Raw genomic sequence first — 26,006 nt, forward strand, 5'->3', positions numbered from 1 at the left:
AAATATGAATATTCAAGAAAAAACCGCGATCTCTGCACATGAACTGCTGGCACCGGATTCGCATGGCAATTCATCCGTTAAATACATATTGTTGGGTATCTTCCTGATTTGTGCCTTGCTGGTGCCGGTCGTGGTAACCGACCCTTCCCATCAAAACCTGGCCATTCTGATTTTGATGGCCGCGCAACTGGGTGTGGCCTGGAATATCGTAGGCGGCTATGCCGGTCAGGTGTCATTGGGGCATGTGGCGTTTTATGGCCTGGGTGCCTACACATCAACGCTGTTGCTGACACAAGGTGGCATGAATGCCTGGCTGGCAATGCTGTGTGGTGGCGTGCTGTCAGCGCTGATCAGCCTGATCATAGGCTGGTCGTGCTTTCGCCTGAATGGCCATTACTTTGGCATGGCAACCATCGCGGTGGCTGAAATTATCCAGATTATCTTCACCAACTGGGAATATGCCGGTGGTGCGGTTGGCCTGACGATACCTATGGATCAGCAAGGCTGGGCCAATATGATCTTTACCGATAAAGCGCCTTACTACTATATCGCTTTGGGGCTACTGTTTTGTACATTGCTGGCAAATTACCTGATTGAACATAGCTATCTGGGTTATTACTTCCGCGCCATCAAGGACGAACCGGATGCAGCCCGCAGCCTGGGTATCAACCTGAGCCGTTACAAACAAATTGCATTTGCCGTCAGCAGTTTTTTTACTGCACTGGGCGGTAGCCTGTATGCACAAAAAGAGCTGTATATCGACCCGGGTTCTGTACTGCACACCGGCCTGTCGATCAAGATGGCACTGGTATCGATATTGGGGGGTGTTGGTACCTTGCTCGGCCCTGTCATCGGCGCCGGTGTGCTGACCTTCATTGAAGAAGGAACTCGTGCCCTGTTTGGTGGGTCTGGTCGCGGTACTGATCTGGTGATTTACGCTGCGCTGATCGTCGTTATTGCTGTTTATTATCCAACCGGCGTGCTGGGCTGGGTCAAGCAATTCTTTGCGCGCAGAAAAGCCATACAGGCACAAAAAGCAAAAGGGGAACTGGCATGAGCTTATTGCGAGTCGAAAATGTAAGCAAGCGCTTTGGTGGCATCACCGCAAACCAGGATGTTTCATTTGAAGTGGGGGCAGGAAAGATCGTCGGCCTGATCGGCCCGAATGGCGCTGGCAAGACCACCATGTTCAATTGCATCGCCGGTTATGCGCCACCTACTACCGGTGAAATCTGGCTCAATGATATCAAGGTATCAGGCATGAGCCCGGAGCAATGCGCACGTGCCGGTATTGCACGTACCTTCCAGGTCGCCAGAACCTTTACCAGCATGACCGCTCTGGAAAATGTCATGGTCGGCGCCTTTTTGATGGACAAGGACGTCGCCAGCGCCAGAAAGAACGCGGCCAGCCTGCTTGACTTTGTCAATCTCGGCCAGTTCAGGGATAAGCCCGCAGGCAGCATGACCATCAGTGAACAGCGCAGGCTGGCGGTGGCACGCGCGCTGGCAGTCAAGCCCAAATTGCTGTTGATGGATGAAGTGATGGCAGGTTTGAATCCGACCGAAGTCAGGGAAACCGTGGATGTGGTGCTGAAAATTCGTGAGCAGGGTATTTCATGCCTGATCGTTGAGCATGTGCTGGAAGGCATCATGCCCATTGCTGATGCGATTGTCGTGCTTGACTACGGCAAGAAGATCGCCGAAGGAAAACCTAAGGATGTGTCTAACGATCCCAAAGTGATCGCTGCCTATCTGGGAGATGAATGATGCTGGAAGTAAGAAATCTGAGAGTCAGTTATGACGGCGTGCTGGCCTTGTCCAAGGTGGATATCGATGTCCCGCAAGGGAAGATCGTTGCCCTTGTCGGTGGCAATGGCAATGGTAAATCCACGACGCTGCGCGCCATCGCTGGCCTGAATGCGGTAGATGACGGACAAATTACTTTTGACGGCAAGCGACTGGAGAAAATCCCGGCCAGCAAGCGGGTCGGACTAGGCTTGTCGCTGGTGCCAGAAGGACGCAGGATATTTGCCCGTCTGACCGTGGAAAGAAATTTGCAACTGGGTGCCTACACACGTCAGGACGCGAATGAGGTCGAAGAATCGATAGACACCATGTACAGCCTCTTTCCCATCCTGAAAGAGCGGCGCTATCAACTGGCAGGCACCATGAGCGGCGGTGAGCAGCAAATGCTGGCGATAGGTCGTGGCCTGATGGCCAAGCCAAAGATGCTGCTGCTGGATGAACCTTCATGGGGTATCGCGCCCAAATTTGTCACCAAGGTGCTTGACACGATACAACTGATCAATTCACAAGGCATGTCGATTTTGCTGGTAGAGCAAAACCTGCATAAGGCACTGGCGATTGCCCACCATGGCTATGTGATACAGACCGGCCGCATCGTCATGGAAGGATCGGGGCAGGAGTTGTTGAATAACGATGATGTCAAGAAAGCCTATCTGGGTGTCTGACATTGTTGACTTCGGTATGAGTAAATCTGTTCCTGGCTTTGCGAGACATCACATCGTCTGGAACAGACTTACCCAAGATTTTTACTGGCTGACGGATAGCGTAAATAAGCACTTTTGAAAGGTTCACCATGTTTCGCAACCACTTCAAAAACTGGAAAATAGGCCGCCGCCTGGGATTGGGTTTCGCCCTGGTCATTGCGCTGATGATGGTGCTGACTGTGACCGGCTTCACCCAGCTGGGGCGTATCAATCAGGGTGTCAACCTGATGGCAAGTGAACTTTATCCAAAAACGGCAGTTGCCAACAACGTTAAATCTGAGCTTGATCATATCGCCCGCAGCATGCGTAACCTGTTGTTGTTATCTACCTTGCCTGAACGAAAAATCGAGCAGGATGCGATAGAAAAATCATCGCAACAAATTGATATCAAGCTCAAGCAATTCGGTAGCATGAATATTTCGGCCGAGGAAAAGAAGTTGTTGCAGGCAGTGTTGGCTGCAAAACTCAACTATCAACCGGTATTGATCAAATTCCTGAAGCTGGTGGCAGACAATGAAGTCGAGCAGGCCAAGGACCTGGTGTTGCCAGAGATCGCTCCCTTGCAGGATCTTTATTTTGCAGCGCTGGATCAACTGGTTACTTATCAGTCTGGTCTGATGGAGCAAAGTGGCAGGGATGCTGCCGTTGTTTCATCTACCGCAAAATTTTCCATGATCAGCTTGATGGCCGTGGCTGGTGTGGTGGCGATACTGGTCGCCGTATTGACGACCAGGAGTATCACCTCGCCGCTGGATGCAGCCATCCTGGTGGCCGAGGCTGTTGCCAGCGGTGATTTGCGTGCGGAGATAGAGATCAGGCAAGACGATGAAACCGGCAAGCTGCTGACATCGCTGGATCAAATGAACAAGAGTCTGATCGCGACAGTCGAACAAGTCAGGCGCAGTTCAGAAAAGATAGGCCAGGCCTCGCGTGAAATTGCCAATGGCAATATGGATTTATCACATCGTACAGAACAGCAGGCATCCGGCCTGGAAGAAACTGCCGCGTCGATGGAAGAGTTAACTGCCACTGTCGGCCAGAATGCAGAAAATGCCCAGGGTGCGCATCAACTGGTGGGCACAGCGTTTCAACACGCGAGCAAAGGCGGTGAAGTGATCGCCAAAGTGGAACAGACCATGGGGGCGATCAAATCTAGCTCCAACAAGATCGTTGAAATTATTGCTGTGATCGATGGCATCGCATTCCAGACCAATATTCTCGCGTTGAATGCCGCCGTTGAAGCTGCCAGGGCAGGTGAAAATGGTCGCGGTTTTGCTGTCGTGGCGGCAGAAGTACGTAATTTGTCACAGCGGTCCGCCAACGCCGCCAAAGAGATCAAGGCATTGATAGGTAGCTCGGTGGAGCAGGTTGATGCCGGTGGCAAGCTGGTGGCTGATGCCGCAACAACCATGCGCGACATCGTGGCATCTGTCCAGCATGTTGCCACCATCATGGGTGAAATCAGCTCGGCCAGTCGCGAACAGAATACCGGTATCCACCAGGTCAATCAGGCCATAACGGCCATGGATGAAATGACGCAGCAAAATGCCGCACTGGTGGAGCAGGCAGCGGCGGCGGCACACAGTATGCAGGAAGAAGCTGAAGTGCTGGTCAAGGCAGTATCTGTATTCAAATTGGAAAAACCATCTGCCGTCAAGCCTGTGCTGATGACAAAGAATTCAACGCAGGTATTGGCGCAATAAAGTAAAGCTTCATCGATAATTGTTTTGAATTTGGCTTAAAGGCCGGCTGCTTATTTGAAGATATTGATAGCTTGTTGATTTTTTGTTTATAAATTAGCTGCATTACTTAAAAATATAGCTAAAATGAAGCAATGAATTGCGACAATCTTGTCATGGAATTTTTGAGGAAACCAATATGCCGAATGCCAAACCTGCAAAGAAAACCAGTCTGAATGCCGGTGATACGACCGTATCGGTCTCTCCTGTAGCGACGGCAGCATCTGCCGCTACGACACCGGCACCCAGGCGGCCGATAGTCTCTTCTGCGCATCTGGCGCAAGGAAGAAGTTCTGAATTGAGTGAATTTGAATTTGGCATGATCATCGCCAGCAATGCTTTCAATCGCTGGGCCGTGCGTTGCATGGCGGCCGTTGGCATGAAGGACATGACGATCACTGATGTACTGGTGCTACACCATATCAATCACCGAGCCAGGGAAAAAAAGCTGGCAGATATCGCCTTCATCCTCAATATTGAAGATACGCATATCGTCAATTATTCCTTGAAGAAATTGCAGGCACTTGCACTGGTGCAGACTGAAAAGCGCGGCAAGGAAATTTTGTATTCGACCAATGAAGCAGGTCGGGATATTTGCCAGCGTTATTCAGAAGTACGTGAACAGGTATTGGTTTCTGCGCTGACCGGTGATGGTACTGAAAGTTTTGAATTAAGTGAGCTCGCGCGTTTTTTGCGCGTTTTATCCGGTCTGTACGAACAGGCAGCAAGGGCAGCCACGTCCTTGTAATAATTGACTGATCTTGCTACCAGGCTGTGATAGCCAGTGCAAGATAGACCTACCATTTTTGCCGTCTCCAGAGGGCTTTAGTGAGGCTTTCATGCCTCACTTTTTTTATTCACGGCAGTTTTGGCTGCGTGCTTAAGGTAGCTGCCTTGGCTGATTGCGGTTTTTCCTGACGGCCATGGCGACAACCAGCACCAGCAACTTCAACAGCATGAAGGTGATAAACAGACTCAAGGCCATGGGCAATATCGCGATGAACAAGGCTATTCCCAGGCAAGCCAGCAATAAATGGGGCAATGGCAATTGCATCATTGCCTGCCAGGCCTTGCCGCACAGATAAAAAAATTCATGGATGCTTTGGCTTAAGAAAGTCTTGATTTGGTCTTGTTGTTCGAATTTCATGATGTATTCCCCTTGTTTTGTTTGTTTGTTTGATGTGCTTAGAATAGGCATTCAGGTGCTGCCTTGCCAGCAAGATGCGACGAATTGCAGAATTGCGGGGGCAAAACGGAGTAATCGCGATACAAAAGTCTTACTCAAGGTAAAATAAAAAATCGTCAAAAGAAATTCCTGGATCATGACTGACCAAAAAAATACTGAATTTGCCTTTCTGGAAGCCTTTACGGCAGAATTATCGGCCAAGAAGCTGGTATTTCCCACATCGCTGGGGGCGACCATGAAGATCAGGAAGGCGCTGAGCCAAGCCGATATTTCCACAGACATGGTGGCACGCATTATTGGTACGGAACCTGTCTTGTCTGCCAAGGTGCTGCATTTGAGCAACTCTGCCTCGTTTAACCCGCAAGGGCGCAAGGTCGGTGATTTGCGTGCGGCAACGACCATGCTGGGGTTTTCGGCGGTGCGCAATCTGGCTATTTCTATCGGCATGAAGCAACTGGCCGAAAATAAATACAATGGCAGCCTGTCTGCACAGATGGATGGCTTGTGGCGACGTAGCTTGCGGGTGGCGGCGCTGGCCATGGTTATCGCCAGAAGTTTTACCAAATTAAGTGCCGATAAAGCCATGCTGGCTGGTTTGCTGCATGATATAGGCAAATTCTACATATTGAATCGCGCGAACCATTACCAAGAATTATTCACGACTGAGCAAACCTTGTGGGATTTGATCGACCACTGGCATGCCAGCATAGGCTCGGCCATCCTGGAGGATTGGGAAATTGCTGAAGACATACGGGTTGCCGTGCTTGATCACCGTGATCACACACCCGGGCCAAATCACAGGCTGGCCTTGATTGATGTGGTGACAGTTGCAGATTTTCTCGATGCCCATTTTGTCAACGAGACCATCGCAGAACTGGACTGGAATACCGTGCCAGGCAGCTTTAAAGTCTTGAACATTGATAAAGAAAATATCGATGTCCTGATGCAGGAAACCAGAACAGAACTGGCTCTGGTCTTGAAAGCGATTAACTAGAAAGCATTGCACCAATGTGGATGAAATGCGTTTTAAATGATGGCCCTGATACGCTCATAACCGGCACGGCTGACCGGAATCTGCTGACCGTTTCTGAGTACTGCCACATGGCTGTCTTTGCTGGCCTTTTCTATGCTTTTCAGGGCAGCAAGATGCAGCAGGTAAGAGCGGTGTATGCGTACGAATTTTGTGGCATCAAGTTGCGTTTCCAAATCTGACAAACTCTGGGTTTTCATGAGGGACTTGTCGCCAGTATGGATCAGGATGTAGTCATCCTGCGCTTCTACATAGTCTATGTTTTCCAGCGCGACGATATGTACCTGACCCCGGTCGCGTATCAACAGACGTTGCAGTTTTTCGCTATGCTGTGCCACGAGCTTTTCCAGCGCCTGTGTGTTTTCAGTTGCTGTAACTTCCTGTGCAAGAAGTTTGCGTGCCTTGTTGATGGCTTCATCAAAACGCTGCTGAGAATACGGTTTTAGCAGGTAATCAATGGCATGCAGGTCAAAGGCTTTCAACGCATACTGATCATACGCCGTCGTGAAGATGACGCCACTGCGTCTGCCGGTTAATTCCAGCACTTCCAGCCCTGATAATTGAGGCATTTGTATATCAAGCAAGACCAGGTCAGGGTTGAGTTTGGCAATCGCGTCAACCGCCTCCATGCCGGTTTCACATTCGCCAATGATCTCAAGATCAGGATGGGCACGCAGATATTCCACAGACAGCCGGCGCGCCAGCTCTTCATCATCAACAATCAGTACCTGTAATGGTTTATTCATGCCTGTCATGGCTGTCCTGTTCGAATGGCAAAGCCATTTCAAGTAAGAATTGATCGTTAGCCTGCTGCCAGCTTACCCGTGCTTGTTCGCCATATAAGGCAGAGAAGCGCTGACGCAAGTTGACCAGGCCCAGACCGTTGCCAGTGCTGTTGACCGGGTCGGGGCTGACCGGGTTTTGTACCGATATATGCAACCAGCGGTCACGCTGCAAAATAGTGACCACAATGACGCCACCTCTGGCCAGATTGCGTATGCCGTGCTTGATGGCATTTTCCAGTAAGGGCTGCAAAATCATCGGTGGTATCAATGCCTGCTCAGCTTCTTCGCTGACATGGAATTCTGTACCCAGTTTTTTGCCAAAGCGAATTTTCTCTACTGCCAGGAAATTTTCACACAGCCGCAGTTCTTCTTTCAAAGTGATTTTTTCTTTTTCGGCAATTATCAGCGTTTGCCGGAAAAAATCTGCCAGCGCTATCGTCATATTGCGTGCACTGGCAGCATCAATGGCAGTCAGCGCGCTGATGGAATTGAGGCTGTTGAACAGAAAATGCGGATCGATTTGTGAGCGCAGTACCTGCAACTCTGCATCACGCGCCAGCAAGCGTGAGGCTGCTTCCCGGCGTTCTGATGCGCGCATGTTATCAAAGGCGATGTACACATCAAATGCCAGCAAGGCCAGCAAATACAGGGTAAAACCGGCAAGAAAAAAGATGACGGATAAGTGTGGAGAAATAGGCAGGGCAGTAGGATCGTCCAGCAAGATCATCAGTACTTTGTTCCAGCCGTGACATACGCCCAGCCATAACAGACCGGATATCAGCGATGCACTGGCAAATACAAGAACCGCAGTGAGAAAAGCACGCTGATTGAAAGGAATGGAACGACAGACGAAATAGGCTGATGACGAAAAAAAACCGCACAGCAAAGTCAGTGGTAATGAAAACAGGAGAGAATACGACCCGCTGGTCAGATCGGCCACCACCAGCAACCTTGCGATAAAGCAGCCAGTCAACAACCAGGCGGCGATATAGACCAGGAAGCGGCGGGAATCTGACAGGATAGGATGCATGTATTTTTAGTTCATGATCTCAACACCACCCATGATCGCATAGCCTGTGATATACAGCTTTTTAGCGGTCAGCATAGGTGGCACGGTTTTGTCTTCAAAGCCACCGAGCAGAGGTGTTCCATGACTGACAACGGTCCAGTCGCTGGGAACTTTCAGGACAATACCGCCCCACATGGCAAAAACATTCAGTCTTGCTTCTGATTGTATTGATGCGCCGCGCAAATCCAGCTCGACACCACCCATGACAACATTGATTTCACCGCCTTTAAAGTCGGGGCTGCTATTTTGCATTTTATTGCCACTCATGACAGCCACGATATTGCAGGCATTCCCCTGATTGAGCTGATCACTACTGGCCGCAAGCCCATTACCAACACGGTCTTTGAAAATCACCACCAGACCTGCAACGATCAGGAACACCGGCCACCAGTCGCGCACACGGAAGTAAATAATACCCATGTGCTGAAGGACGAGTAATACACCCAATATAATAAAACAACCACCGAGTGCATAGCCGAATGCAGTATCGCTTTTTGAAATTTTCAGCGCACCGACAAAAATGAAAACCATGGGCCAGAAATGAAAGATGTCCCTGGCATTGAAGAGATTCAGGTTGTCCAGCAGTGCCAGTGCACCAAAAATTAAAAGTACAGCACCAACCAGCACACGACCTTGCGGATTATTGTTCATGATGTTTGTCCTGACGATAAAAGTGTGGATTATTTATTTTTCTTGTTTGCCTGTCGCCAGTAAGCCGGCGACGATATGTTGTATGCCAAAGGCAATCAGCAACAGTGGCCAACTGGTATAGAAATTCCAGCCCCACAGATGTTCTATTGAAACGTACAGCCAGAAGGCAATGACCATATTGAAACAGCCTTTGGCAATATGTTTGGGTTTGCGTGGGCTGATAATATCCACCAGGCCACTGAGTGCAATTAATGCGGGTAACAAGAACCAGTAATCAATGGCGTTCAGCAAGCCCAAGTGATCCATCAAAAACACGCTACCGGCAACAATCAGCGCCAGGCCAAAGAAGACATTTCCCTTGCTGTAACGCTGATTTTCAAATTGTTCATCCATTTTTAGCCCCTCTGTCTATGAATACTTGATCAACGGGTTCAAGATATCCAAAGTCAGGGAGCTTGTCATGGCCATTTCGGCGAATGACGGTGGTTCGTCGGTGAATGACGAAAGAAGGGGCAATACGAGCTTGATCTGATTTGTTCAACTTAGTTGTTTAACATAGTTGTTCAACTCAACAGCTGATTGAATTCATCTGCCATGCGGACGATACGCTTGGTTTCAGTGCCAAACACGTCATGGGTTTCCTGTACGATAAATTCATTGGAACCCTTGGTGCAATACAGCAAACCGCGGAAATTGGTACCCAGATAAGCCATGGGCGTCAGCTTGGTTTTTACCGGCGTATCGTTGCCTATCAGCGCACGCAGCTTGCGCTCAATGTCATACAGGCTTTTTTCATCCAGCGTGACAGTGGCGCCTTTCGGGGTAGGGAAAGTGCTTTGATAAGATGGGGATTGTCCCATGGGGTTTTTGAAGGTGATCTTGATGCCCAGTTTCAGGAACTTGGACACAGCAAAGAAATCAGTCTCATCGTACATGGCATAGTCCTGTAGAACTGCGGTGTACTCAGGAACCAGACACCGCAAGGTTTAAGAAAGCTTGCCAGAAATCAGACTTGAATACAACCCTTACAATATACTTGATTATGCACTGTCAGCAGATATACAGAGTATTTCGGTTTAACCAGAAAAACCAACTCCTTTTGCCATCAGCACGGCGTTCAGAATGATCAGTATGATACCGCACAATTCCAGCGTTAATATCCGACGTATGTTCTTCAGTTCAGATGCTGTCAGCGTCGGCGTTTGATTTTGTTTGATGGTTTTACCCCAGCGTAGAAATACCACAGTCGGATAAATCGACATCAGGCCGACCACAGCAAACACCGCCATTTTGAAAAGGAAGGCGTGGTTGTGCAGATAATAATCACTCCCTTTTTCAAAATAGATCACACGCAGCACACCCATTGCCACGATCAGCACGGCACTCATGCCATACAGGGCATCCAGAAAGCGTAATGTCCTGGCTGACGACATAGTGACAGGCTGGGCTATCAATACAGCTTCTGCAACCAGCGCACTAACCAGTGTAAAAGCAGCCAGATGGTGAAGAAATGCGACAAGCATATTCATTTGGTTTATCTCCTGCAAACCAGACGGGTCATAAAGTGATGAAAGTCTACCCCGCTTGCCGGATTTTAAAAATAAATGAATGATCAGTACCAGAAAATTTGTCGCCAGGCAGCGTAATTATGGCGCGAACTGCAAGTGAATGAATTGTGCGTTGCAGAAAATCACATCGCTTCACACAGCGGCAAACTCAGTGCCTGCAAGATATTGCCCTGCTGGTCTTGCGCAAACGCCACTACCGAAAGGTTTTTGCGTCTGGCGTTCGCAGGTATGCCAAGTTGTGCCGTGTAGTTTTCCGTTTTTGCTGCTTGCAGGCTGATAGCTTCTCCCCATTCCCTGGCGACAAAATCATGCTGCAAAGTTGCTCCCCGGTTTTCACCGGCCTGCACCTTGCTGATCAGTGCTTGTTCCACAAGGGCAAAATGCAGCTTGGCCGCCTGCTTGCTGTTGCCTTGCAGGTTCAGATACAGTTTATTGTCGGTCAGTTTTTCTATGCCTATGCGCAGCGATGCCATTGCCGGTTTTTGGTTGCTACGTTTCACTTCATCGACGATGCCACTGCGCCAGTCGCGCAATTCTTTACCCGCCATGAAAATTTCGGGGGTATACACCGTACGTGCGCCTGCCAGGTCGGCCAGAGATCTTTGTCTTTCTGTAAACGTCTTTTTGGCGAAGACATCTTTCCAGCCCAGGTAATCCCAATAATCGACATGCAGCGACAGAGGGATGACCTGGTCCATCGTCAGTCCCGTGTTTTGGTGCAAATGACTGATGGCCTTGTCTGCTGGCGGGCAACTGTCACAACCTTCGGAGGTATACAGTTCCAGCAGTGCTATCGTGTAGGCTGGGCTGGTTTTGCTGCACATTTCTGCTGCATGCACAGTATTGGCACATGCCAGGGCGAGTGAGGTCAACAAGATCAGTGATTTCATGGCATATCCTTAAATGAACAGCGTGGGGGGCTGTTCATTTAGTCGCCAGGCTGGCATTTTCCTTACAGGCTAAAGAAATGATGATGCTGCAAGCATGCCCTATGAAAACTGACACCGGTTTATTTCAATTTCAAACGCCACAATGAAGTGACTTCCTTGACGCGTGCAGCATGTAGGGGATCAGTACTGTCGGTGGATTTTGGATGGCGCGGCTTGATATCCATTTTTGCGATGACAGTCAGTCCACCTGCATCTATCCAGCCGGTCAGTTCTGCCGCAGTACGCAAGCCCAGGTGCTCGGCAAAATCAGACATGATCAGCCAGGCTTCGCCGTTCGCTTCCATGTGGGCGGCAACCCCAGCCAGAAAGCCTTGCAACATGCGGCTGTCAGGGTCATAGACAGCATATTCTATAGGCGAATTGGGGCGTGCCGGTAACCATGGCGGGTTACAGACGATCAGGGGAGCCAGCCCTGCGGGAAACAGGTCAGCCTCTTGTAATTCGATTTGATTTGTCAGCCCCAGCCTGCCTATATTGTCGCGTGCACAGGCCAGCGCACGCTGATCCTGATCGGTGGCAATGATTTTTTTGATGCCCCGTTTTGCCAGCACGGCTGACAAAACGCCGCTACCTACACCGATATCAAATGCCAGCACCGTTGATGGTAGCGGTGCTTTCGCCACCAGGTCGATATATTCACCACGCACGGGAGAAAACACGCCGTAGTGGGGATGTATTTTTTCACCCAGTGCTGCAATTTCCACACCATTCTTGCGCCACTCATGCGCGCCGATGATGCCCAGCAATTCACGCATGGACGCTACAAAGGCGGTGGTTGGCGGGCCATACGCCTCAGTGCATGCCAGCTTGACATCCGGTGCGCGGCGCAGTGGCAGGCTGTAGTCTGCTTCAAACGGCAGCAAGATCATTGCCAGTACCCTGGCGCGCTGGGATTGTGCCTGCCGGTGTAAATGAAAGGCTTCGGTCGCATTTTCCGGTATTTTGGCTTTCTTGCTGGCCTTGGCAGGTTTTTTATCAATGCGCCGTGCCAGTGCCTGTAAAAGCTGCTTGGCATTATGAAAATCACCACGCCACAGCAAAGCGGTACCTTCACAGGCCAGTTTGTAGGCTGTTTCCGTATTCATGCGGTCGTCGGCGATTTGCACACGTTTGGGTGCAGGCGCTCCGCTCTCAGAATGCCAGCGGCAACTACGTGCTTCGTCGTTTTCTGTCCATTGCAATTGTGGGGCAGGGGGGGTCATGTTTTTCTTTTTCTGTTGGTTTGGTATAGAGGACAGCGCCTCTTCTTGAGGCTGGAGTGTAACAAAGAAATCAGCACTGCCCCTGATACTTGTTAGCCGAAGCTGGACAAAACTAAATTGCTTGTTTGAAATGAGCTAAATTGTTTTTCACGAGTCGTTAAACAAAAATACAGGTATGTCACTTCATCTTATGTTAGCCTGCTGCTCTTGGTTTCTTAATATATTAAGCCTGTGAGGCATACCCTATGCAAAAAAACTTATATCGTGCGGTGCTTGCCACCTTGTTATCTTCTGTCAGCCTGACAGGTGTGGCGGGCCTGTCTGCCATTGGCTTAGTCAGCGCGGTCAGCGCAGCCAATGCCGCAAATACAGGCACGAATGCAACAGTGGTGCCCGCTGCAACAACGCAAAAAGCAGACCAGGGCTTTCAGAAGATCAAGAAGGAATTTTTGTCTGCCCTGTGGCAGCAAGACCCGGATACCGCGATGGCCGCAGGCCGTTACCAGGATGCCAATAAACTGATTTTGCCAGATCAGGCAAGCCGTGATGCGTATGTGGCCTTTACTGAGCATTGGCTGGCGCAGATAGATAAGGTGAATGCAGAACAATTGTCAGCCAGTGAGCAGACTGATCTCGTGTTGATACGCAATTATCTTAATGGGACGCGCTGGTATTTGACGCAGTTTCGTGAGTTTGAATGGAACCCGTCGCTGCACAATATTGCCGGCAGTTTCGATGCGATCCTGAATACTGATTTTGCCCCCAAGGCGCGCCGCGTGCAAGTGGCCATCCAGCGTTTGCAAGCCGTACCAGCTTACTACGCGGCAGCGAAAGCCAGCATCAAAAACCCGACCATTGAGCATACACGCCTGGCGATCAAGCAAAGCGCCGGTGCTAGCTCGGTATTGGCCGATCTGGAAAGAGCCGCGGCGCTGGAAAAGCTTGCTGCCAAAGACAAGGCGGCACTGAATACCGGTCTAAAAAACGCACGTGCCGCCGTCAGCGATTATGTGCAATTCCTGGAAGCGCTGGATAAAAACCTGACACCTGAAAATGCACGCTCCTTCCGCATAGGGAAGGACTTGTACCAGGGTAAATTCACTGCCGACATCCAGTCTTCATTCAGCGCTGAACAAACTTATCAACGCGCGTTGAGCTTCAAGGAAGAAGCACATAACAATATGGAAAAAATGGCCGACCAGCTTTGGGATAAAACCATGGCAGGGCAGGCCAAACCCGCCGATCGTGTCAAAAAAATCGGCATGGTCATCGATAAATTATCAGAGAACCATGTTGCAGCCAAAGACCTGTACCCGGAAATTCGCCGTCAGTTGCCGCAACTGGAAAAATGGATACGTGAACATGACCTGGTCAGCCTGGATGCCAAAAAACCATTGATCGTGCGCGAAACACCAGAATACCAGCGCGGCGTCACACTGGCTTCGATAGAAGCGCCTGGTATTTTCAGGCCAAATGATAAAACCTATTACAACGTCACACCCCTTGAAGGCCAGTCACCAGAGCAGATAGAAAGCACCTTGCGTGAATACAATTACTGGGTCTTGCAGATACTTAATATTCATGAAGCAATCCCTGGTCATTACACCCAGTTGCAACATGCGAATCAATCGCCATCGGTGATCAAGACCTTGTTCGGTAACGGTGCCATGGTGGAAGGCTGGGCCGTCTATAGCGAACGCATGATGCTGGAATCAGGCTATGGCGATAACACGCCGGAAATGTGGCTCATGTATTACAAATGGAATTTGCGTGCGGTCTGCAATACCATTCTTGATTATCAGGTGCATGTGCTGGGCATGACAGAGGCGGATGCCAAAGACTTTCTGATGAACCAGGCTTTCCAGACAAAAGCGGAAGCCGATGGCAAGTGGCTGCGTGTGCAATATACCTCGGTGCAGCTTGCCAGTTACTTCAGTGGCTATAGTGAGATTCTGGAGTTCCGTGAACAATTAAAGAAACAGCAGGGTGACAAGTTCAATCTCAAACAATTTCATGAGCAGTTTCTAAGCTACGGCAGTGCGCCTGTAGGCATGATCAAGAAATTAATGTTAAAGGATGGCGTGAAGTAAGCCTGTCGCACCAAACACAGTTGGATAGAAAAAAATACCTGGGTGAAATTTTTCACTCAGGTATTTTTTTTGTAAAGCCAATATTGTTTTAGGCATGTGTCGGCAGCATGAATAAAAAAGCCTGTTCATTTTTTCTGTGCGGCAATAAACCCCTCGATTTACTTTCTGCCTGGCATTTTTCGCAGTGATCCATTAGTAGGATTTGCTCTAAAAACCCGCAATTAGTAGTTTTTTTGCATAAATGTGAAAAAAAGTTAAAGACAGGTAATCAAACTGACATAACGCGATGTTAATCTAGTAATCGTTTGCGCAAACGATTGCTAGTTAAAAAAGTCGTTAAATCTCGTTTCTAGAAAAAAAGCAAACAGCTCGGTTGGTAGAAGAACAGGTAACTGCTTTACAAAAAAGGCAGATCACAGATGTCCGAACAATGCTGTAGTGAGAAGCGAGAGAGTGAACTGCTCCCCTGTAGGAGGCTTGCAGGTTCATGGTATGTGGTCCTGCCTTTATTCCCGTCTCTGTTGCTGCTGCTGAATGAAGATATTTGTGCTGATGTCACAAAATCTAACTAGTAATTCAGGGAGTGTAATTCATGCAATGCAATCAAAAAAACAGCAAACTAAAAATGCTGGCGCTACAACTTAGTCTCATTTTCGCAGTCGGTGCAGCAGGCATGGAAACTGCCCTGGCATCTATTCCTGACCATCATGAATTTGATGCCAGCCTGCACGTACCTTTCCGTTCTGATGCCAAGGCTGGTGCTGAATCACGTTACTTCACGATGGAATTTGAATACCCGTATGTAACGAAAGAGCAGGCTATTACCTGGCGTATTGAATTACTGGCTGCGGATGGCCGTGTGGTAGATCATTGGTATGGCGTGGAAAAACTGTTCCAGAAAACAGTCACTGCGCAAATGTTCTGGAGCGGTCGTGGCCCCAAAGGCGAAGCCTTGAAAGACGGTGTCTATCAGGTCAGGCTGACCGCCAAGGCAACCGATGCAAGTGCTATTCAGGTAAGCGGTGCGGATATTGCCAGCGTGGTAGAGCGCGCCCTGGCCAAACATGACACTGAAATCATCACGCAAAGCTGGCCGCTGCAAGTGGGTAACCTGGCCGCCCCTAAAATGCCGGGCTTTGCCGCCTTGCCTACCAAAGCCAGCAAAGCCCTGTCTGCATCCTCGCCAACTACTGCAAGTCGTCAGACAGCTGCTGCTGCGCCACCGCCGGTTGCCGCAACAGGTTCTCTGCCTTACACGATTTATTACGGCAATCTGCATAGCCAGACCAACCATAGTGATGGTGGCGGTGAGCTGAGCTCATGTACAGGTGCGCAAAACCCGCAATCTGCCCCATATGGCCCGACGGATGCCTATCAATATGCGTTGAACAAAGGTCTGGATTTTTTGATGACCTCAGAGCATAACCATATGTATGATGGTTCTGACAGCACCAATGCGTCGGCTAATCCGGCTACGGCCAAAAACCTGTATCAGTCAGGTCTGGCGGCAGCGACCAGTTTCAATTCCAGCCATGCCGGTTTCCTGGCTATTTATGGCATGGAATGGGGGGTGATCACCAACGGTGGTCACATGAATATTTTCAACTCGAATGAATTGCTGGGCTGGGAATATAACAGCAGCAACCAGTTGATCGCCGATACGCTGACAGCAAAAGGTGATTATGCCGCCCTGTACACACTGATGCGTCAGCGTGGCTGGATAGGTCAGTTTAATCATCCTTCATCCAGCGGGCAGTTTGCCGCCAATGGTGTGGCACTGGGTTACACGGCCGATGGTGATCAGGCCATGGTCGCCTGCGAAGTATTGAACTCTTCCGCTTTTTCTACCAACACCACCGAGACTGAAACCAGCCGCAGCACTTATGAAGGCGCATGTAACAAGGCGCTGGAAGCAGGTTATCACGTTGCCTTCACGACAGACCAGGATAATCACTGTGCCAACTGGGGTGCCTCCTACACTAACCGTACTGGCGTATTGCTGCCAAACGGTGTCGCCTTGAACACAGCCAACTTTTTGGATGCGTTGAAAGCACGCCGTGTATTTGCAACCATGGACAAGACTTCACAAATTGTATTGACTGCCAATGGCCATTTGATGGGCGAGCGTTTCACCAACAGTGGTGCATTGACCCTGGTCAGTAATTTTGCCAGCAACAGTGGTCGCACCGCTGCTACCGTTGCCATCTATGAAGGCGTACCTGGTCGTAACGGCACGGTAACGCAATTGTCGAGCACCGCGACTACGACCACGACACCTGCTATTGGTGAGCATTTTTACTATGCGAAAATCACGCAGGATGACGGTAAGATTTTATGGTCATCCCCTGTCTGGGTAACACAGTCGAATACGGCTGACACAACCCCGCCAGTAGTCAGTGCAGGTGAATCCGGCAGCAGCGGCACCATCACACTGTCAGCCAATGCGACGGACAATGTTGGTGTCAGCAAGGTCGAGTTCTATGTTGATGGCGCACTCAAAGGCACACTTGCCAGCACACCCTACAGTATGACGCTGAACTCCACGACCCTGAGCAATGGCAGCCATAGTTTGGTCGCCAAAGCCTATGACGCGGCCAACAATATTGGTACTTCGTCTGCGGTCAGTTTTTCAGTCAGTAATGCCGTAGTTGACACGACACCACCAACAGTCAGCGCCAGTGAAAGCGGCAGTAGCGGTAATATCACGCTGTCTGCCACGGCGACCGATAATGTGGGCGTTACCAAGGTCGAGTTTTATGTCGATGGCGCGCTGAAAGCAAGCAGCACCACATCGCCGTATTCCACGACACTGAATTCGACCACCTTGTCGAATGCGACACACAGCCTGACTGCCAAAGCCTATGATGCCGCCAATAATATTGGTACATCCAGTGCGGTGAGTTTTACTGTCAATAACAGCACCTCTACGCAGTTGATCGCCAATGGCGGGTTTGAGAGTGGTGCCACTTCATGGACAGCAAGCTCTGGCGTTATCAGTACCGGTGGCTCGGAAGCGTCTCGTACCGGTAGCTACAAAGCCTGGCTCAATGGTTATGGCAGCGCTCATACGGATACCCTGTATCAGCAAGTGACTATTCCAGCTGCCGCCACATCCGCCAGCCTAAGTTTCTGGTTGAAGGTGACGTCTGATGAAACGACCACGACCCAGGCTTACGATACGCTGAAACTGCAAATACAAAACAGCAGTGGCACGGTATTGGCAACGCTGGCAACTTATTCGAATCTGAATAAGGGAACGGCTTACGTCAACAAGACCTTCGATCTGAGCAGCTATAAAGGCCAGACCATACGCGTGTATTTTGTCGGCGTTGAAGGTAGCGTGACGGCGACGTCATTCCTGATTGATGATGTATCGCTGATAGCGCAGTAAGATTTATTCAGTATCTGGCTTTTAGCATTCGGTACCAAGAGAGCCCGCCATATTGGCGGGCTTTTTTTATCGTCTACTTTTCTGTGGATGATTGATGCATCAGACCGGGATCAATGCCGCTGCGGCATCGCCTGTTTTGCATTAATATATACAAATAGATATCAGAACATTGTCGGACGGGTTTCGCACACTCTGGCAATTCGTATGCTTGATGGGAAACATAAATTAAGAGGACAGTTCATGGACATCAGGTTTTATCACGCACCCGACGCAAATTGTTGCGAGCGTTTATTGTGGATACTCGATTACAAATCTGTCGTCTACGAACGCATTGATGTAGGGTTGGGAGATGTCGGGCCGCTGGTGCGCTTGCACAGCCCTTTTGCCAGGGTGCCTCTGATGGAAGTCAATGGCATACCACTGAGCGAATCAATGGCCATGGCAGAATTCATTGAAGAGATCGCACCCAACCCACCTTTGCAATATACAGATGCATTTGCCCGCGCCCAGGTACGCGAGATTTGCGAGGCAATCAATTCATCGATACATCCCCAGCAAAATGGCAGTACGGTCAAGTATTTTCACCCTGACTGGAGCAGGGAACAAATGCGTCCCTTGCGTGCCAACTGGCTGTTTATCAATCTCGAAAAATTGCAGAGCCGTTTATGGCAGCAAAGCCAGTTCGTGGTTGGTGATCAATTCACCATGGCCGATATTTTTGTCAGTATCATTTATCGCAAGGCCCTGGACCTGGGACGCGTTGCCACGGAATTACCCCTGTACGAACAGCACTGGCAATTCTTGATGTCACATGCGGCGATACGTGATGCCTGTCCGATTGCAACCTAGTTTGTGATTTAACATATCGCATCACCTTTGACACTGAATTGCGCAATACGATAAACAGAATGTTTTTATCAAGAGAGTTTTTCCATGCATCGTTATTTATTTCCCCTGGCACTTTTTTGTACGGTGACCTGTGCAACGGCAGGCGTTTATGAAAGCGCAATTGGCGTAACTTTTCCCGATAAAGTTGCTGGCTTGACTTTTAGTGACAGAAAAGAATTCCCAAAGAAAGAATTAGGAGTGAATATCCGTTACCAGCGCAGCGGCCCGGTCATCGCTTCCATCTATATTTATAATGCCGGACTCAGCCAGATCCCCAATGGTGTTGGTTCACCCATCGTTCATAAACACTTCGCCCAGATCATCGACGAAGTCAAACAACTTGAAACCACAGGGCAGGCCAAGTCCGTCAATCTGGGAACTGGTGGTGGCCGTATTTCAAGCTACAAAGGATGCGGCCCGCAATTCATGTGGCGTGCCTATGAAATGCAAGTTTCTGAAAGCACCCTGACGTCTTACAGTTATCTCACCGCGATCAATAACAACTTCGTCAAATTGCGCATCAGCCATCTCAGAGGTGATGAGCAAGGAAAACGTGAAGCGGATCAATTCGTAGAAGAAATTCGTAAGGTGCTTGGGAATTGCAAGGAATAGCTAATGAATTTCTACCGCCATAAAAACAGATTTTTGACAATTAAATGAACAATTCTTTAGAGCTTGCGCTTGTGTCATTGGAAGGATTATCCATTGGTGATTCTTTTGGTCAATGCTTTTTTCCAAAGCGATGCCAGTGTCTTGGCACAAAATGAACGACAGTTACCTGATGCGCCTTGGTATTTTACCGATGACACAGAAATGACATTGTCGATCATTTCTGTGTTGCGCAATTGTGGGGAAATTGATCAGGAAATACTGGCCAAGAGTTTTGCAAAGCATTATAGCTATGACCGTGCGTATGGCCCTTCCATGCATAGGGTATTAGCGCGTATCAACGACGGTGAGCCTTGGAAAAATGTGGTCAATAGTGTTTTCGAAGGACAGGGATCATATGGTAACGGTGCGGCTATGCGTGTAGCTCCATTGGGGGCCTATTTTGCTAACGATCTTGATTTAATAGTCACTCAAGCCAGTTTGTCTGCCGAGGTTACGCATGCTCACCCGGAAGCTGTTGCGGGAGCTATCGCTGTTTCGTTGGCTTCGGCACAAGCCTGCTTGTATAAAGAGGCAAGTATGCTGCCCACACATGCTCAGTTTTTAGGGGCTGTACTAGAAAATTTGCCTCAAAGCGAAGTACGTTCCAAACTCATTCGTGCACAATCAATGGATAAAGTTAATTCAATAGAGTTCCCGGTTTCAGTATTGGGGAACGGGCATAATATGTCTGCTCAGGATACTGTACCGCTTGCGCTATGGTGTGTTGCCCAGGCTATGGGGAATTTCGAACATGCATTGTGGCTGACCGTCAGTGCTGGCGGTGACCGCGACACGCTTTGTGCAATTGTCGGCGGTATTGTTGCTTCATTTGTTGGCAGAGAAGGTATCCCGGAAAACTGGAAACTGCATAGAGAAGCCCTTCCTGACTGGTATTTGGAAAATTAATCGAACGATTTTCAATTGATGTGAAGGTTTAAAATTGGCGATAAAGACTTTCTGGGAAGACCCTTATCAAACCAGTCAGATCACGCAAGTAAGTAAAGTCGATGGGAATGACATCTGGCTGGCGTCAACGATCTTCTTTGCCTTTTCAGGCGGTCAGGAAAGCGATCACGGCAGCTTGGGCGGGCATATCGTCTTGTCTGCCCGCAAAGACGGACTTGAGATTGTCTATACCCTTGCTGACGGACATGGGCTGGTCGCAGGTCAATCAGTTGAAGTCAACATAGACTGGGTCAGGCGTTATCGCCTGATGCGTCTGCATTTTGCGGCTGAACTAGTGCTGGAACTATGCTATAAATCACTGGATGGGGTAGGCAAGGCCGGAGCGCATATTGCGCAGGAAAAAGCGCGTATCGATTTCGTCTGGCCAGAAAGTATTGCGCCTTTATTGCCGCGACTTGCCCAAGAAGCGCAGGCGATTATTGATGCCAATGCAGGCATCCACTGTGCATTTGAAGACGAGATAACTGAAAAACGTTATTGGGAAATAACAGGTTTTTCCCGCGTGCCTTGTGGTGGTACGCATGTCAGACGTACTGGTGAACTGGGCACAATTAGCCTGAAGCGCAATAATATAGGGCGGGGTAAAGAGCGGGTAGAGATTTATCTTTCACCATAAACACACCCGAAAGCTGGGTTTGTTTATGGCGAAAATTAACACTCTCAGTGACTATTGCCAAACATCGAAGAAAATTGCTGAAAGACCGCAGCAGGATTGATATTGCCTGCTTCTGGTACTTGCCCGTGTGGCGTCAGGTGATCAATCAAGCCTGGCAAGAATTCAGCCAGATGGCTGGCCGCACCTTCATGCGACAGTCCGGCAGCATCTGCCAGTTGTTGCAATTGCCCGCCACTTAGGGCTTGCTGGATTTGTGCAGCAGAAACAGGCATGTTTTGACCTGACCCTATCCACGATTGCACGATATCTGCCAGACCTGCCTGATGAAATGCGCTGATCAGTGACTGCAAGCCGCCGGGTGTGCCATCGGACTGGCCATTACCCAGCATGCCTATCGCAGCCTGCATCAGCATCGATTTGGCGTCATTTGTGCCGCCGGTCTGATTCATGCCGCCCAGCATGCCTAATGCGCTGTCAAGTAGTCCCATGGTTTTCCTTTCTGAATTGGTCAAGTGAAGCGAGTGTAGGTGCAAATGGCAAACCGGATTGTGAACTTTGTATGAAATTTGACATTGTTTTACTGCTACAGAAACTTTGCTATCCAGAAGGCATGCGTGCCTTACATGCCACCCCAGGCGGCGTTCAAGACCGCGATTGCTGCCAACCCCGCTGTCTCGGTACGCAAGATGCGTGGCCCCATCGACAAGGCCAGCACGCCATGTTTGATAGCGAGATTTTCTTCTTCATCGGTGTAACCACCTTCCGGCCCCACCATCAGGCTGACGGCCTGAGCAGGATGATGACGTGACCAGTCGGCCAGCGATATTTCTGCACGAGGTGTCAGTAATATTCTCTGATGCATGTCTTGCTGGTTCAGCCATTGGCTGAAATTCATTAGCGGAGCCAGGTGGGCGAGGCGGTTACGGCCACATTGTTCGGCTGCGGCAACGATGATGCCTTGCCAGTGGGCGAGTTTTTTTTCTGCACGCTCGGCAGATAAGCGGACGACGCAGCGTTGTGCCGCAAGCGGCTGTATGGCGCTGACACCCAGTTCCATGGCTTTTTCTATGATCCAGTCCATCTTGGACGCTTCTGGCAAGGCCTGTACCAGGTTCAGCGAATAAGGCAGTTCGCATTCTTCGGGTAAAAATACTTTGACTTCAGCGGTTACATTTTTTTTTGCAACCTGGGTCAGGGTGGCGACATAACTGCCACCCTCGCCATTAAAAATGCTGATGTTGTCGCCGACGTTCTGGCGCAGTACAAATACATGGTGTGCCACTTCATCAGGTAAATTGATGATGGCACCGATGCTTAAGGCAAGTGGACAAAAAAAACGTGGCATGCAATTTCTCTATATTCAGGTGCAATCAATATGTCATGCAGGCAGCGTTAAGCATGCCAAAACCCAGGCTCAATGCGCCCAGAAATATACCGGAAGCGATTTTGTTATCCGGGATATCTGACACGATGCCAGGCAGCAGCAAGCGTGCCACAGCAAAGGCCAGTAATTGAATGACCAGTGCAATCACTCCCCAGAAACACATATCGACCAGGCTGACACTGTTGGCAATGGCTGACGCCAGTGCTGTGCAATAGCCCAGTATCGCTCCGGCCAGGCTGGCTGCTGCTGCGCAATTACCGGCACGTATGAGTTCAATTTCGCGGTATGGTGTGATGCGGATATAGACGACGGTAAATACCGCCAGCAATACCAGGGCGGCGACAATATGGCTTAAAAAAGCCAGCAAGCCGTGTGTCAATAATTGTTCACTCATGGGGCATCCTATTCAACAAAATAATGGGGGATGAAGCGGCTGGTGTTTTTGGTGATCAGGGTTTCATCTTCACGTATGCCTATACCGGCAGCTTCATCACCAACTATCCACGCGCCGATGGAGGTGTAGGCAGGTGTGATGCCATCATCGAATTTTGGTTGTGGAGCGTAGGCCTGGTAGATATAGCCTTCCGCGCCATAGTCACCCCCTGTACGCGTGACCTCGCCATTGGCATAAATGGAGATGTTTTCCCCTTCGCGTGAATACAAGGGTTTTTTCACATGGTTGCCACTGATACGCCAGGCATCAAAAAATGCAGGTAGCAGATTCGGGTGATTGGGAAATAACTCCCATAATATCGGCAGTATCGCCTTGTTTGATAACACCATTTTCCATGCCGGTTCTATGACGCGCATGGGGCGTGTCAGCAACTGACTGGAAAAATCTTCGCGACACAGCCATTCCCATGGGTAGAGTTTGAATAGGTTCTCTATTTTTGCATCGGCATCATCGACAAAAACGCCCTGGCTCTGATCCCAACCCAGGTCTTCTATCGCGCATTGTTTGGTGGCAAAGCCCGCCTGTATCGCGGTATCACGCAGATACGATAAATTGCCTTCGTCTTCTTCATTGCCGCCAGCGCAGGTAAAGTGCAGCAAGCCCTTGTTTGGAAATTTTTTCCATTGTGCGATCAGTTTCTCATGCAGGGAATTGAACTGGTCTTCATCAGGATAAACATCTTGCAGCCAATACCACTGGGCCACGCTGGATTCGACCAGGCCGGTTGGGGTGTCGGCATTGTATTCCAGCATTTTGGGTGCGCCTGTGCCATCCCAGCTCAGGTCAAAGCGACCATACAGAGAGAATTCTTTTTCGCGCCAGCTTTCTTCTACCTGTGACCAGAAGGCCTGAGGGATGGCAAATTTCTCCTGCATGCCGTTTTTGATGACATGCTCAACCGCCTGCAAGGACATCTGGTGCAGATCCAGGCTAGCCTGTTCCAGAGTGTCTATCTGTTGTGCGGTAAAGCAATAGGCATAGCGTTCATCCCAATACAGTCCATCGATGGAATGATAGCTAAAACCTAGGGATTCAAATTGTTGCTGCCAGCCTGGGCGTGGCTTTAATGAAACGCGTATCATCAGCCGCCTCCCGAAGTACCACGTGCGGTACCGCCGAAACCACCGCGGCTGATACCGCCGCGACCGCTGCTGCTATGACTTGTGGTGTGGCTGATGGCGTGGTCGCTACCAGTAGACTGTAGACCAAAGCTGCGCTGTGCCGTATCACGGCTGCCCGGATAATACGAAGGTCCATAATGCATCATGCTGTAACCGCTATAGCCACTATGCCCACCGCCGCTGGTGTAGCCATTGCTGTTGGTGTTGTTATTGTTGGGTGTACCGTCAGTATTGAGATTGCTGGTCGCAACAGATTCACAGGCGGGGCCATCACCCCAGTCCTTGCGGCAATCTTCCAGACTTTTATATTGATCGCGTATGGCCGTCAATTCTGTATTGCCACTACTACCGCTGTCGCTGCTGCATGCGGTCAAAGCAGCACTGGTCACCAGCATTAACGGCAGGGCACGACTGACTCTGCGTTTGCCATGTTGTTTGTTTTTTCCGGCACTCACGGTTTCTCCTGTTTCAGGTCGGTGGCAGCAGGTCTTTGACATAATTAGGTAAAGCAAATAATGCCTGATGCACTTCTGCATTGTAATACTTTAACAATGGCAGGCGACGGTGTTCGATGCGCAGATTTACCGTTGACGCTGAAATTGCTGCGGCATCAATTTGCTTGCTGGCAATTGCCATGCCCCACAAGGCACCATATAGAGGGATATACACGGTATATGGCCGCACCGTAGGGAAGGCTGCCTTCAGCCTGGCCAAAGTGCTGGCAAAGCGCTCAGCGTGATAATACGGGCTGCCAAGATGCAATACCAGCATGCCCTGGGCAGTCAGCTGCCGGGCGCAGGCCGCAAAAAAAACTTCGCTCATGCAGCTTGCAGCCAATGAACTGCCATTCGGTGTAACCGGGTCAGTCAGGTCAAGCAGGATAAGATCGAATTGCTCTTTTGTATGCTGGATAAAGGCAAAGCCGTCTTCGTGGCGGTGTTGTATTTTGGGATCATCAAGCGCCCCACGATGTATTTTTGTCAGATGCTGGCGCGCGAGGCGAACGACATCGGCGTCAATTTCACAAAGGGTGATGCTGGAAATGGATGAGTGCTTCAGCAATTCTTCCGTCGAGCCGCCGTCGCCGCCGCCGATGATGAGGGCAGTACGCGGTTCTGGATGCGCAATGGCGGCCGGGTGTACGAGGCATTCATGATAGAAAAACTCATCTTTTTCAGATGTCATCATGGCGCCGTCTATGCGCATGATTTTGCCAAAATCGGCGGTTTCTGCGATTTCGATTTCCTGCATCGTGCTTTGATGCCTGGCAACGACACGTTCAATACGGGTAGCACTATAACTGTCTTTGCTCAGGGCTTCAAAAGCCAGTTGGCCTGCAGGCTGACCGCGCCGCAATTCCTGACGTGACACTGCACGTGGCCGGAATGCCGCGACCAGGGTGTCGACAATCTGCCTGGCCTTGCCATCGTTGTCATGGCTGAAATTGCAGACATAGACATCCAGTGTCACTGCACGGCGTTCTGGCCAGGTATGGATGGCGACATGCGATTCTGCCAGCAACAGGGCGCCAGTCACACCAGCAGGGCTGCCGTCTGGGTGGCTGAAAGGGTGAAATTTTTCACCGACTATGGTCAGGCCGGCAGCAAGGGTGGCATCGATGATGCACTTGCGCAAACTGTCTTGTGCAACAAATAAATCCAGTTCTGCTTCGCAATCGAAACAGTCAGCGGTCAGATGTAAGCCTTCCATGTTCTTTTCTATTAATTTTTCTAATCAGGATTTCAGGATTTAAGG

The 26,006-nt window shown here is 49.8% G+C and carries 27 protein-coding genes; 12 read left to right on the forward strand and 15 right to left on the reverse strand.

All coding sequences use genetic code 11. The annotated features are described in order from the left end of the window. Positions 1-4 precede the first annotated feature (4 nt). The 5 genes from ACO0LH_RS24325 to ACO0LH_RS24345 all read left to right on the forward strand — a co-directional run bounded on the left by ACO0LH_RS24325 (position 5) and on the right by ACO0LH_RS24345 (position 4,997). Positions 5-1,057 (forward strand): branched-chain amino acid ABC transporter permease, encoded by a 1,053-nt coding sequence (locus ACO0LH_RS24325; protein WP_422943728.1) that lies wholly within the window; start codon positions 5-7, stop codon positions 1,055-1,057. After that, positions 1,054-1,767, forward strand: coding sequence for an ABC transporter ATP-binding protein (locus tag ACO0LH_RS24330; protein WP_422943729.1), 714 nt, complete (start codon positions 1,054-1,056; stop codon positions 1,765-1,767). Before ACO0LH_RS24325 ends, ACO0LH_RS24330 begins: the two co-directional genes overlap by 4 nt. Next, positions 1,767-2,471 carry an ABC transporter ATP-binding protein gene (locus ACO0LH_RS24335; protein ID WP_422943730.1) on the forward strand — a complete coding sequence of 235 codons (705 nt, stop codon included), beginning with the start codon at positions 1,767-1,769 and terminating at the stop codon, positions 2,469-2,471. Before ACO0LH_RS24330 ends, ACO0LH_RS24335 begins: the two co-directional genes overlap by 1 nt. 128 nt (positions 2,472-2,599) lie before the next feature. After that, complete coding sequence (locus ACO0LH_RS24340) at positions 2,600-4,213, forward strand: methyl-accepting chemotaxis protein (protein ID WP_422943731.1); 1,614 nt, start codon at positions 2,600-2,602, stop codon at positions 4,211-4,213. Between the two features lie 175 nt (positions 4,214-4,388). After that, complete coding sequence (locus tag ACO0LH_RS24345) at positions 4,389-4,997, forward strand: winged helix DNA-binding protein (protein ID WP_422943732.1); 609 nt, start codon at positions 4,389-4,391, stop codon at positions 4,995-4,997. Positions 4,998-5,129: 132 nt separating this feature from the next. Here the strand turns inward: ACO0LH_RS24345 and ACO0LH_RS24350 are convergent, their stop codons facing one another. Continuing rightward, entirely contained in the window at positions 5,130-5,396 is a 267-nt protein-coding gene (locus ACO0LH_RS24350) for a hypothetical protein (RefSeq protein ID WP_422943733.1), read from the reverse strand. Between the two features lie 175 nt (positions 5,397-5,571). On the opposite strand from ACO0LH_RS24350, the gene ACO0LH_RS24355 reads away from it, so the two are divergent. Beyond that, the gene (locus ACO0LH_RS24355; RefSeq protein WP_422943734.1) at positions 5,572-6,429 is read left to right on the forward strand and encodes an HDOD domain-containing protein; all 858 of its coding nucleotides are present in this window, start codon (positions 5,572-5,574) and stop codon (positions 6,427-6,429) included. A 32-nt stretch (positions 6,430-6,461) separates the two neighbouring features. Here the strand turns inward: ACO0LH_RS24355 and ACO0LH_RS24360 are convergent, their stop codons facing one another. From ACO0LH_RS24360 to ACO0LH_RS24395, 8 genes are all read right to left on the reverse strand, one after another. Then, positions 6,462-7,211, reverse strand: a complete 750-nt coding sequence (locus tag ACO0LH_RS24360) for a LytR/AlgR family response regulator transcription factor (RefSeq protein ID WP_422943735.1) — start codon at positions 7,209-7,211, stop codon at positions 6,462-6,464. Next, positions 7,204-8,280, reverse strand: coding sequence for a sensor histidine kinase (locus ACO0LH_RS24365; protein WP_422943736.1), 1,077 nt, complete (start codon positions 8,278-8,280; stop codon positions 7,204-7,206). The genes ACO0LH_RS24360 and ACO0LH_RS24365 overlap by 8 nt, the downstream gene beginning before the upstream one ends. Before the next feature lie 6 nt (positions 8,281-8,286). Continuing rightward, positions 8,287-8,970: a LiaI-LiaF-like domain-containing protein gene (locus tag ACO0LH_RS24370; RefSeq protein WP_422943737.1), complete on the reverse strand. Its 684-nt coding sequence runs from the start codon at positions 8,968-8,970 to the stop codon at positions 8,287-8,289. Positions 8,971-9,003: 33 nt separating this feature from the next. Further along, the gene (locus tag ACO0LH_RS24375; RefSeq protein WP_422943738.1) at positions 9,004-9,363 is read right to left on the reverse strand and encodes a LiaF transmembrane domain-containing protein; all 360 of its coding nucleotides are present in this window, start codon (positions 9,361-9,363) and stop codon (positions 9,004-9,006) included. 170 nt (positions 9,364-9,533) lie between these two features. Then, positions 9,534-9,905 carry a hypothetical protein gene (locus tag ACO0LH_RS24380; RefSeq protein ID WP_422943739.1) on the reverse strand — a complete coding sequence of 124 codons (372 nt, stop codon included), beginning with the start codon at positions 9,903-9,905 and terminating at the stop codon, positions 9,534-9,536. A 141-nt stretch (positions 9,906-10,046) separates the two neighbouring features. Then, entirely contained in the window at positions 10,047-10,499 is a 453-nt protein-coding gene (locus tag ACO0LH_RS24385; RefSeq protein ID WP_422943740.1) for a DUF2214 family protein, read from the reverse strand. Positions 10,500-10,660: 161 nt separating this feature from the next. After that, entirely contained in the window at positions 10,661-11,428 is a 768-nt protein-coding gene (locus ACO0LH_RS24390) for a DUF1223 domain-containing protein (protein ID WP_422943741.1), read from the reverse strand. Positions 11,429-11,547: 119 nt separating this feature from the next. Continuing rightward, complete coding sequence (locus ACO0LH_RS24395) at positions 11,548-12,690, reverse strand: methyltransferase (RefSeq protein WP_422943742.1); 1,143 nt, start codon at positions 12,688-12,690, stop codon at positions 11,548-11,550. A 245-nt stretch (positions 12,691-12,935) separates the two neighbouring features. Between ACO0LH_RS24395 and ACO0LH_RS24400 the strand changes: the two genes are divergently transcribed. From ACO0LH_RS24400 to ACO0LH_RS24425, 6 genes are all read left to right on the forward strand, one after another. Next, on the forward strand, positions 12,936-14,780 hold the full coding sequence (locus ACO0LH_RS24400; RefSeq protein WP_422943743.1) for a DUF885 domain-containing protein: 1,845 nt from the start codon (positions 12,936-12,938) through the stop codon (positions 14,778-14,780). A 592-nt stretch (positions 14,781-15,372) separates the two neighbouring features. Beyond that, positions 15,373-18,171 carry an Ig-like domain-containing protein gene (locus tag ACO0LH_RS24405; RefSeq protein WP_422943744.1) on the forward strand — a complete coding sequence of 933 codons (2,799 nt, stop codon included), beginning with the start codon at positions 15,373-15,375 and terminating at the stop codon, positions 18,169-18,171. A 240-nt stretch (positions 18,172-18,411) separates the two neighbouring features. After that, positions 18,412-19,020, forward strand: a complete 609-nt coding sequence (locus ACO0LH_RS24410) for a glutathione S-transferase family protein (RefSeq protein WP_422943745.1) — start codon at positions 18,412-18,414, stop codon at positions 19,018-19,020. Positions 19,021-19,104: 84 nt separating this feature from the next. Further along, entirely contained in the window at positions 19,105-19,671 is a 567-nt protein-coding gene (locus ACO0LH_RS24415) for a hypothetical protein (protein ID WP_422943746.1), read from the forward strand. A gap of 96 nt (positions 19,672-19,767) precedes the next feature. Then, positions 19,768-20,616 carry an ADP-ribosylglycohydrolase family protein gene (locus tag ACO0LH_RS24420; RefSeq protein WP_422943794.1) on the forward strand — a complete coding sequence of 283 codons (849 nt, stop codon included), beginning with the start codon at positions 19,768-19,770 and terminating at the stop codon, positions 20,614-20,616. A gap of 34 nt (positions 20,617-20,650) precedes the next feature. Further along, positions 20,651-21,292 carry an alanyl-tRNA editing protein gene (locus tag ACO0LH_RS24425; protein WP_422943747.1) on the forward strand — a complete coding sequence of 214 codons (642 nt, stop codon included), beginning with the start codon at positions 20,651-20,653 and terminating at the stop codon, positions 21,290-21,292. A gap of 44 nt (positions 21,293-21,336) precedes the next feature. On the opposite strand, the gene ACO0LH_RS24430 is transcribed toward ACO0LH_RS24425, so the two are convergent. The 6 genes from ACO0LH_RS24430 to speE all read right to left on the reverse strand — a co-directional run bounded on the left by ACO0LH_RS24430 (position 21,337) and on the right by speE (position 25,961). After that, positions 21,337-21,780 carry a YidB family protein gene (locus ACO0LH_RS24430; protein ID WP_422943748.1) on the reverse strand — a complete coding sequence of 148 codons (444 nt, stop codon included), beginning with the start codon at positions 21,778-21,780 and terminating at the stop codon, positions 21,337-21,339. Positions 21,781-21,911: 131 nt separating this feature from the next. After that, positions 21,912-22,637 (reverse strand): 16S rRNA (uracil(1498)-N(3))-methyltransferase, encoded by a 726-nt coding sequence (locus tag ACO0LH_RS24435; protein WP_422943749.1) that lies wholly within the window; start codon positions 22,635-22,637, stop codon positions 21,912-21,914. 25 nt (positions 22,638-22,662) lie between these two features. Next, on the reverse strand, positions 22,663-23,070 hold the full coding sequence (locus ACO0LH_RS24440; protein ID WP_422943750.1) for a DUF350 domain-containing protein: 408 nt from the start codon (positions 23,068-23,070) through the stop codon (positions 22,663-22,665). An 8-nt stretch (positions 23,071-23,078) separates the two neighbouring features. Next, positions 23,079-24,212 (reverse strand): glutathionylspermidine synthase family protein, encoded by a 1,134-nt coding sequence (locus ACO0LH_RS24445; RefSeq protein ID WP_422943751.1) that lies wholly within the window; start codon positions 24,210-24,212, stop codon positions 23,079-23,081. Then, complete coding sequence (locus ACO0LH_RS24450; protein ID WP_422943752.1) at positions 24,212-24,706, reverse strand: hypothetical protein; 495 nt, start codon at positions 24,704-24,706, stop codon at positions 24,212-24,214. Before ACO0LH_RS24450 ends, ACO0LH_RS24445 begins: the two co-directional genes overlap by 1 nt. Before the next feature lie 13 nt (positions 24,707-24,719). Further along, on the reverse strand, positions 24,720-25,961 hold the full coding sequence (speE, locus tag ACO0LH_RS24455) for a polyamine aminopropyltransferase (RefSeq protein WP_422943753.1): 1,242 nt from the start codon (positions 25,959-25,961) through the stop codon (positions 24,720-24,722). Between the last annotated feature and the right edge of the window lie 45 nt (positions 25,962-26,006).

This window comes from Undibacterium sp. TJN19, assembly GCF_049339485.1.
In the GTDB taxonomy this organism is placed as follows: Bacteria; Pseudomonadota; Gammaproteobacteria; order Burkholderiales; family Burkholderiaceae_D; genus Undibacterium.

Bases quoted from the DNA above. Each gene is read 5' to 3' on its own strand.
- ACO0LH_RS24410 (WP_422943745.1), top strand. From the start codon at position 18,412: ATGGACATCAGGTTTTATCACGCACCCGACGCAAATTGTTGCGAGCGT.
- ACO0LH_RS24335 (WP_422943730.1), top strand. From the start codon at position 1,767: ATGCTGGAAGTAAGAAATCTGAGAGTCAGTTATGACGGCGTGCTGGCC.
- ACO0LH_RS24405 (WP_422943744.1), top strand. From the start codon at position 15,373: ATGCAATGCAATCAAAAAAACAGCAAACTAAAAATGCTGGCGCTACAA.
- ACO0LH_RS24355 (WP_422943734.1), top strand. From the start codon at position 5,572: ATGACTGACCAAAAAAATACTGAATTTGCCTTTCTGGAAGCCTTTACG.
- ACO0LH_RS24350 (WP_422943733.1), bottom strand. From the start codon at position 5,396: ATGAAATTCGAACAACAAGACCAAATCAAGACTTTCTTAAGCCAAAGC.
- ACO0LH_RS24375 (WP_422943738.1), bottom strand. From the start codon at position 9,363: ATGGATGAACAATTTGAAAATCAGCGTTACAGCAAGGGAAATGTCTTC.
- ACO0LH_RS24445 (WP_422943751.1), bottom strand. From the start codon at position 24,212: ATGATACGCGTTTCATTAAAGCCACGCCCAGGCTGGCAGCAACAATTT.
- ACO0LH_RS24365 (WP_422943736.1), bottom strand. From the start codon at position 8,280: ATGCATCCTATCCTGTCAGATTCCCGCCGCTTCCTGGTCTATATCGCC.
- ACO0LH_RS24415 (WP_422943746.1), top strand. From the start codon at position 19,105: ATGCATCGTTATTTATTTCCCCTGGCACTTTTTTGTACGGTGACCTGT.
- ACO0LH_RS24385 (WP_422943740.1), bottom strand. From the start codon at position 10,499: ATGAATATGCTTGTCGCATTTCTTCACCATCTGGCTGCTTTTACACTG.
- ACO0LH_RS24390 (WP_422943741.1), bottom strand. From the start codon at position 11,428: ATGAAATCACTGATCTTGTTGACCTCACTCGCCCTGGCATGTGCCAAT.
- ACO0LH_RS24430 (WP_422943748.1), bottom strand. From the start codon at position 21,780: ATGGGACTACTTGACAGCGCATTAGGCATGCTGGGCGGCATGAATCAG.
- ACO0LH_RS24380 (WP_422943739.1), bottom strand. From the start codon at position 9,905: ATGTACGATGAGACTGATTTCTTTGCTGTGTCCAAGTTCCTGAAACTG.
- ACO0LH_RS24330 (WP_422943729.1), top strand. From the start codon at position 1,054: ATGAGCTTATTGCGAGTCGAAAATGTAAGCAAGCGCTTTGGTGGCATC.
- ACO0LH_RS24370 (WP_422943737.1), bottom strand. From the start codon at position 8,970: ATGAACAATAATCCGCAAGGTCGTGTGCTGGTTGGTGCTGTACTTTTA.
- ACO0LH_RS24360 (WP_422943735.1), bottom strand. From the start codon at position 7,211: ATGAATAAACCATTACAGGTACTGATTGTTGATGATGAAGAGCTGGCG.
- ACO0LH_RS24345 (WP_422943732.1), top strand. From the start codon at position 4,389: ATGCCGAATGCCAAACCTGCAAAGAAAACCAGTCTGAATGCCGGTGAT.
- speE (WP_422943753.1), bottom strand. From the start codon at position 25,961: ATGGAAGGCTTACATCTGACCGCTGACTGTTTCGATTGCGAAGCAGAA.
- ACO0LH_RS24435 (WP_422943749.1), bottom strand. From the start codon at position 22,637: ATGCCACGTTTTTTTTGTCCACTTGCCTTAAGCATCGGTGCCATCATC.
- ACO0LH_RS24325 (WP_422943728.1), top strand. From the start codon at position 5: ATGAATATTCAAGAAAAAACCGCGATCTCTGCACATGAACTGCTGGCA.
- ACO0LH_RS24440 (WP_422943750.1), bottom strand. From the start codon at position 23,070: ATGAGTGAACAATTATTGACACACGGCTTGCTGGCTTTTTTAAGCCAT.
- ACO0LH_RS24340 (WP_422943731.1), top strand. From the start codon at position 2,600: ATGTTTCGCAACCACTTCAAAAACTGGAAAATAGGCCGCCGCCTGGGA.
- ACO0LH_RS24395 (WP_422943742.1), bottom strand. From the start codon at position 12,690: ATGACCCCCCCTGCCCCACAATTGCAATGGACAGAAAACGACGAAGCA.
- ACO0LH_RS24400 (WP_422943743.1), top strand. From the start codon at position 12,936: ATGCAAAAAAACTTATATCGTGCGGTGCTTGCCACCTTGTTATCTTCT.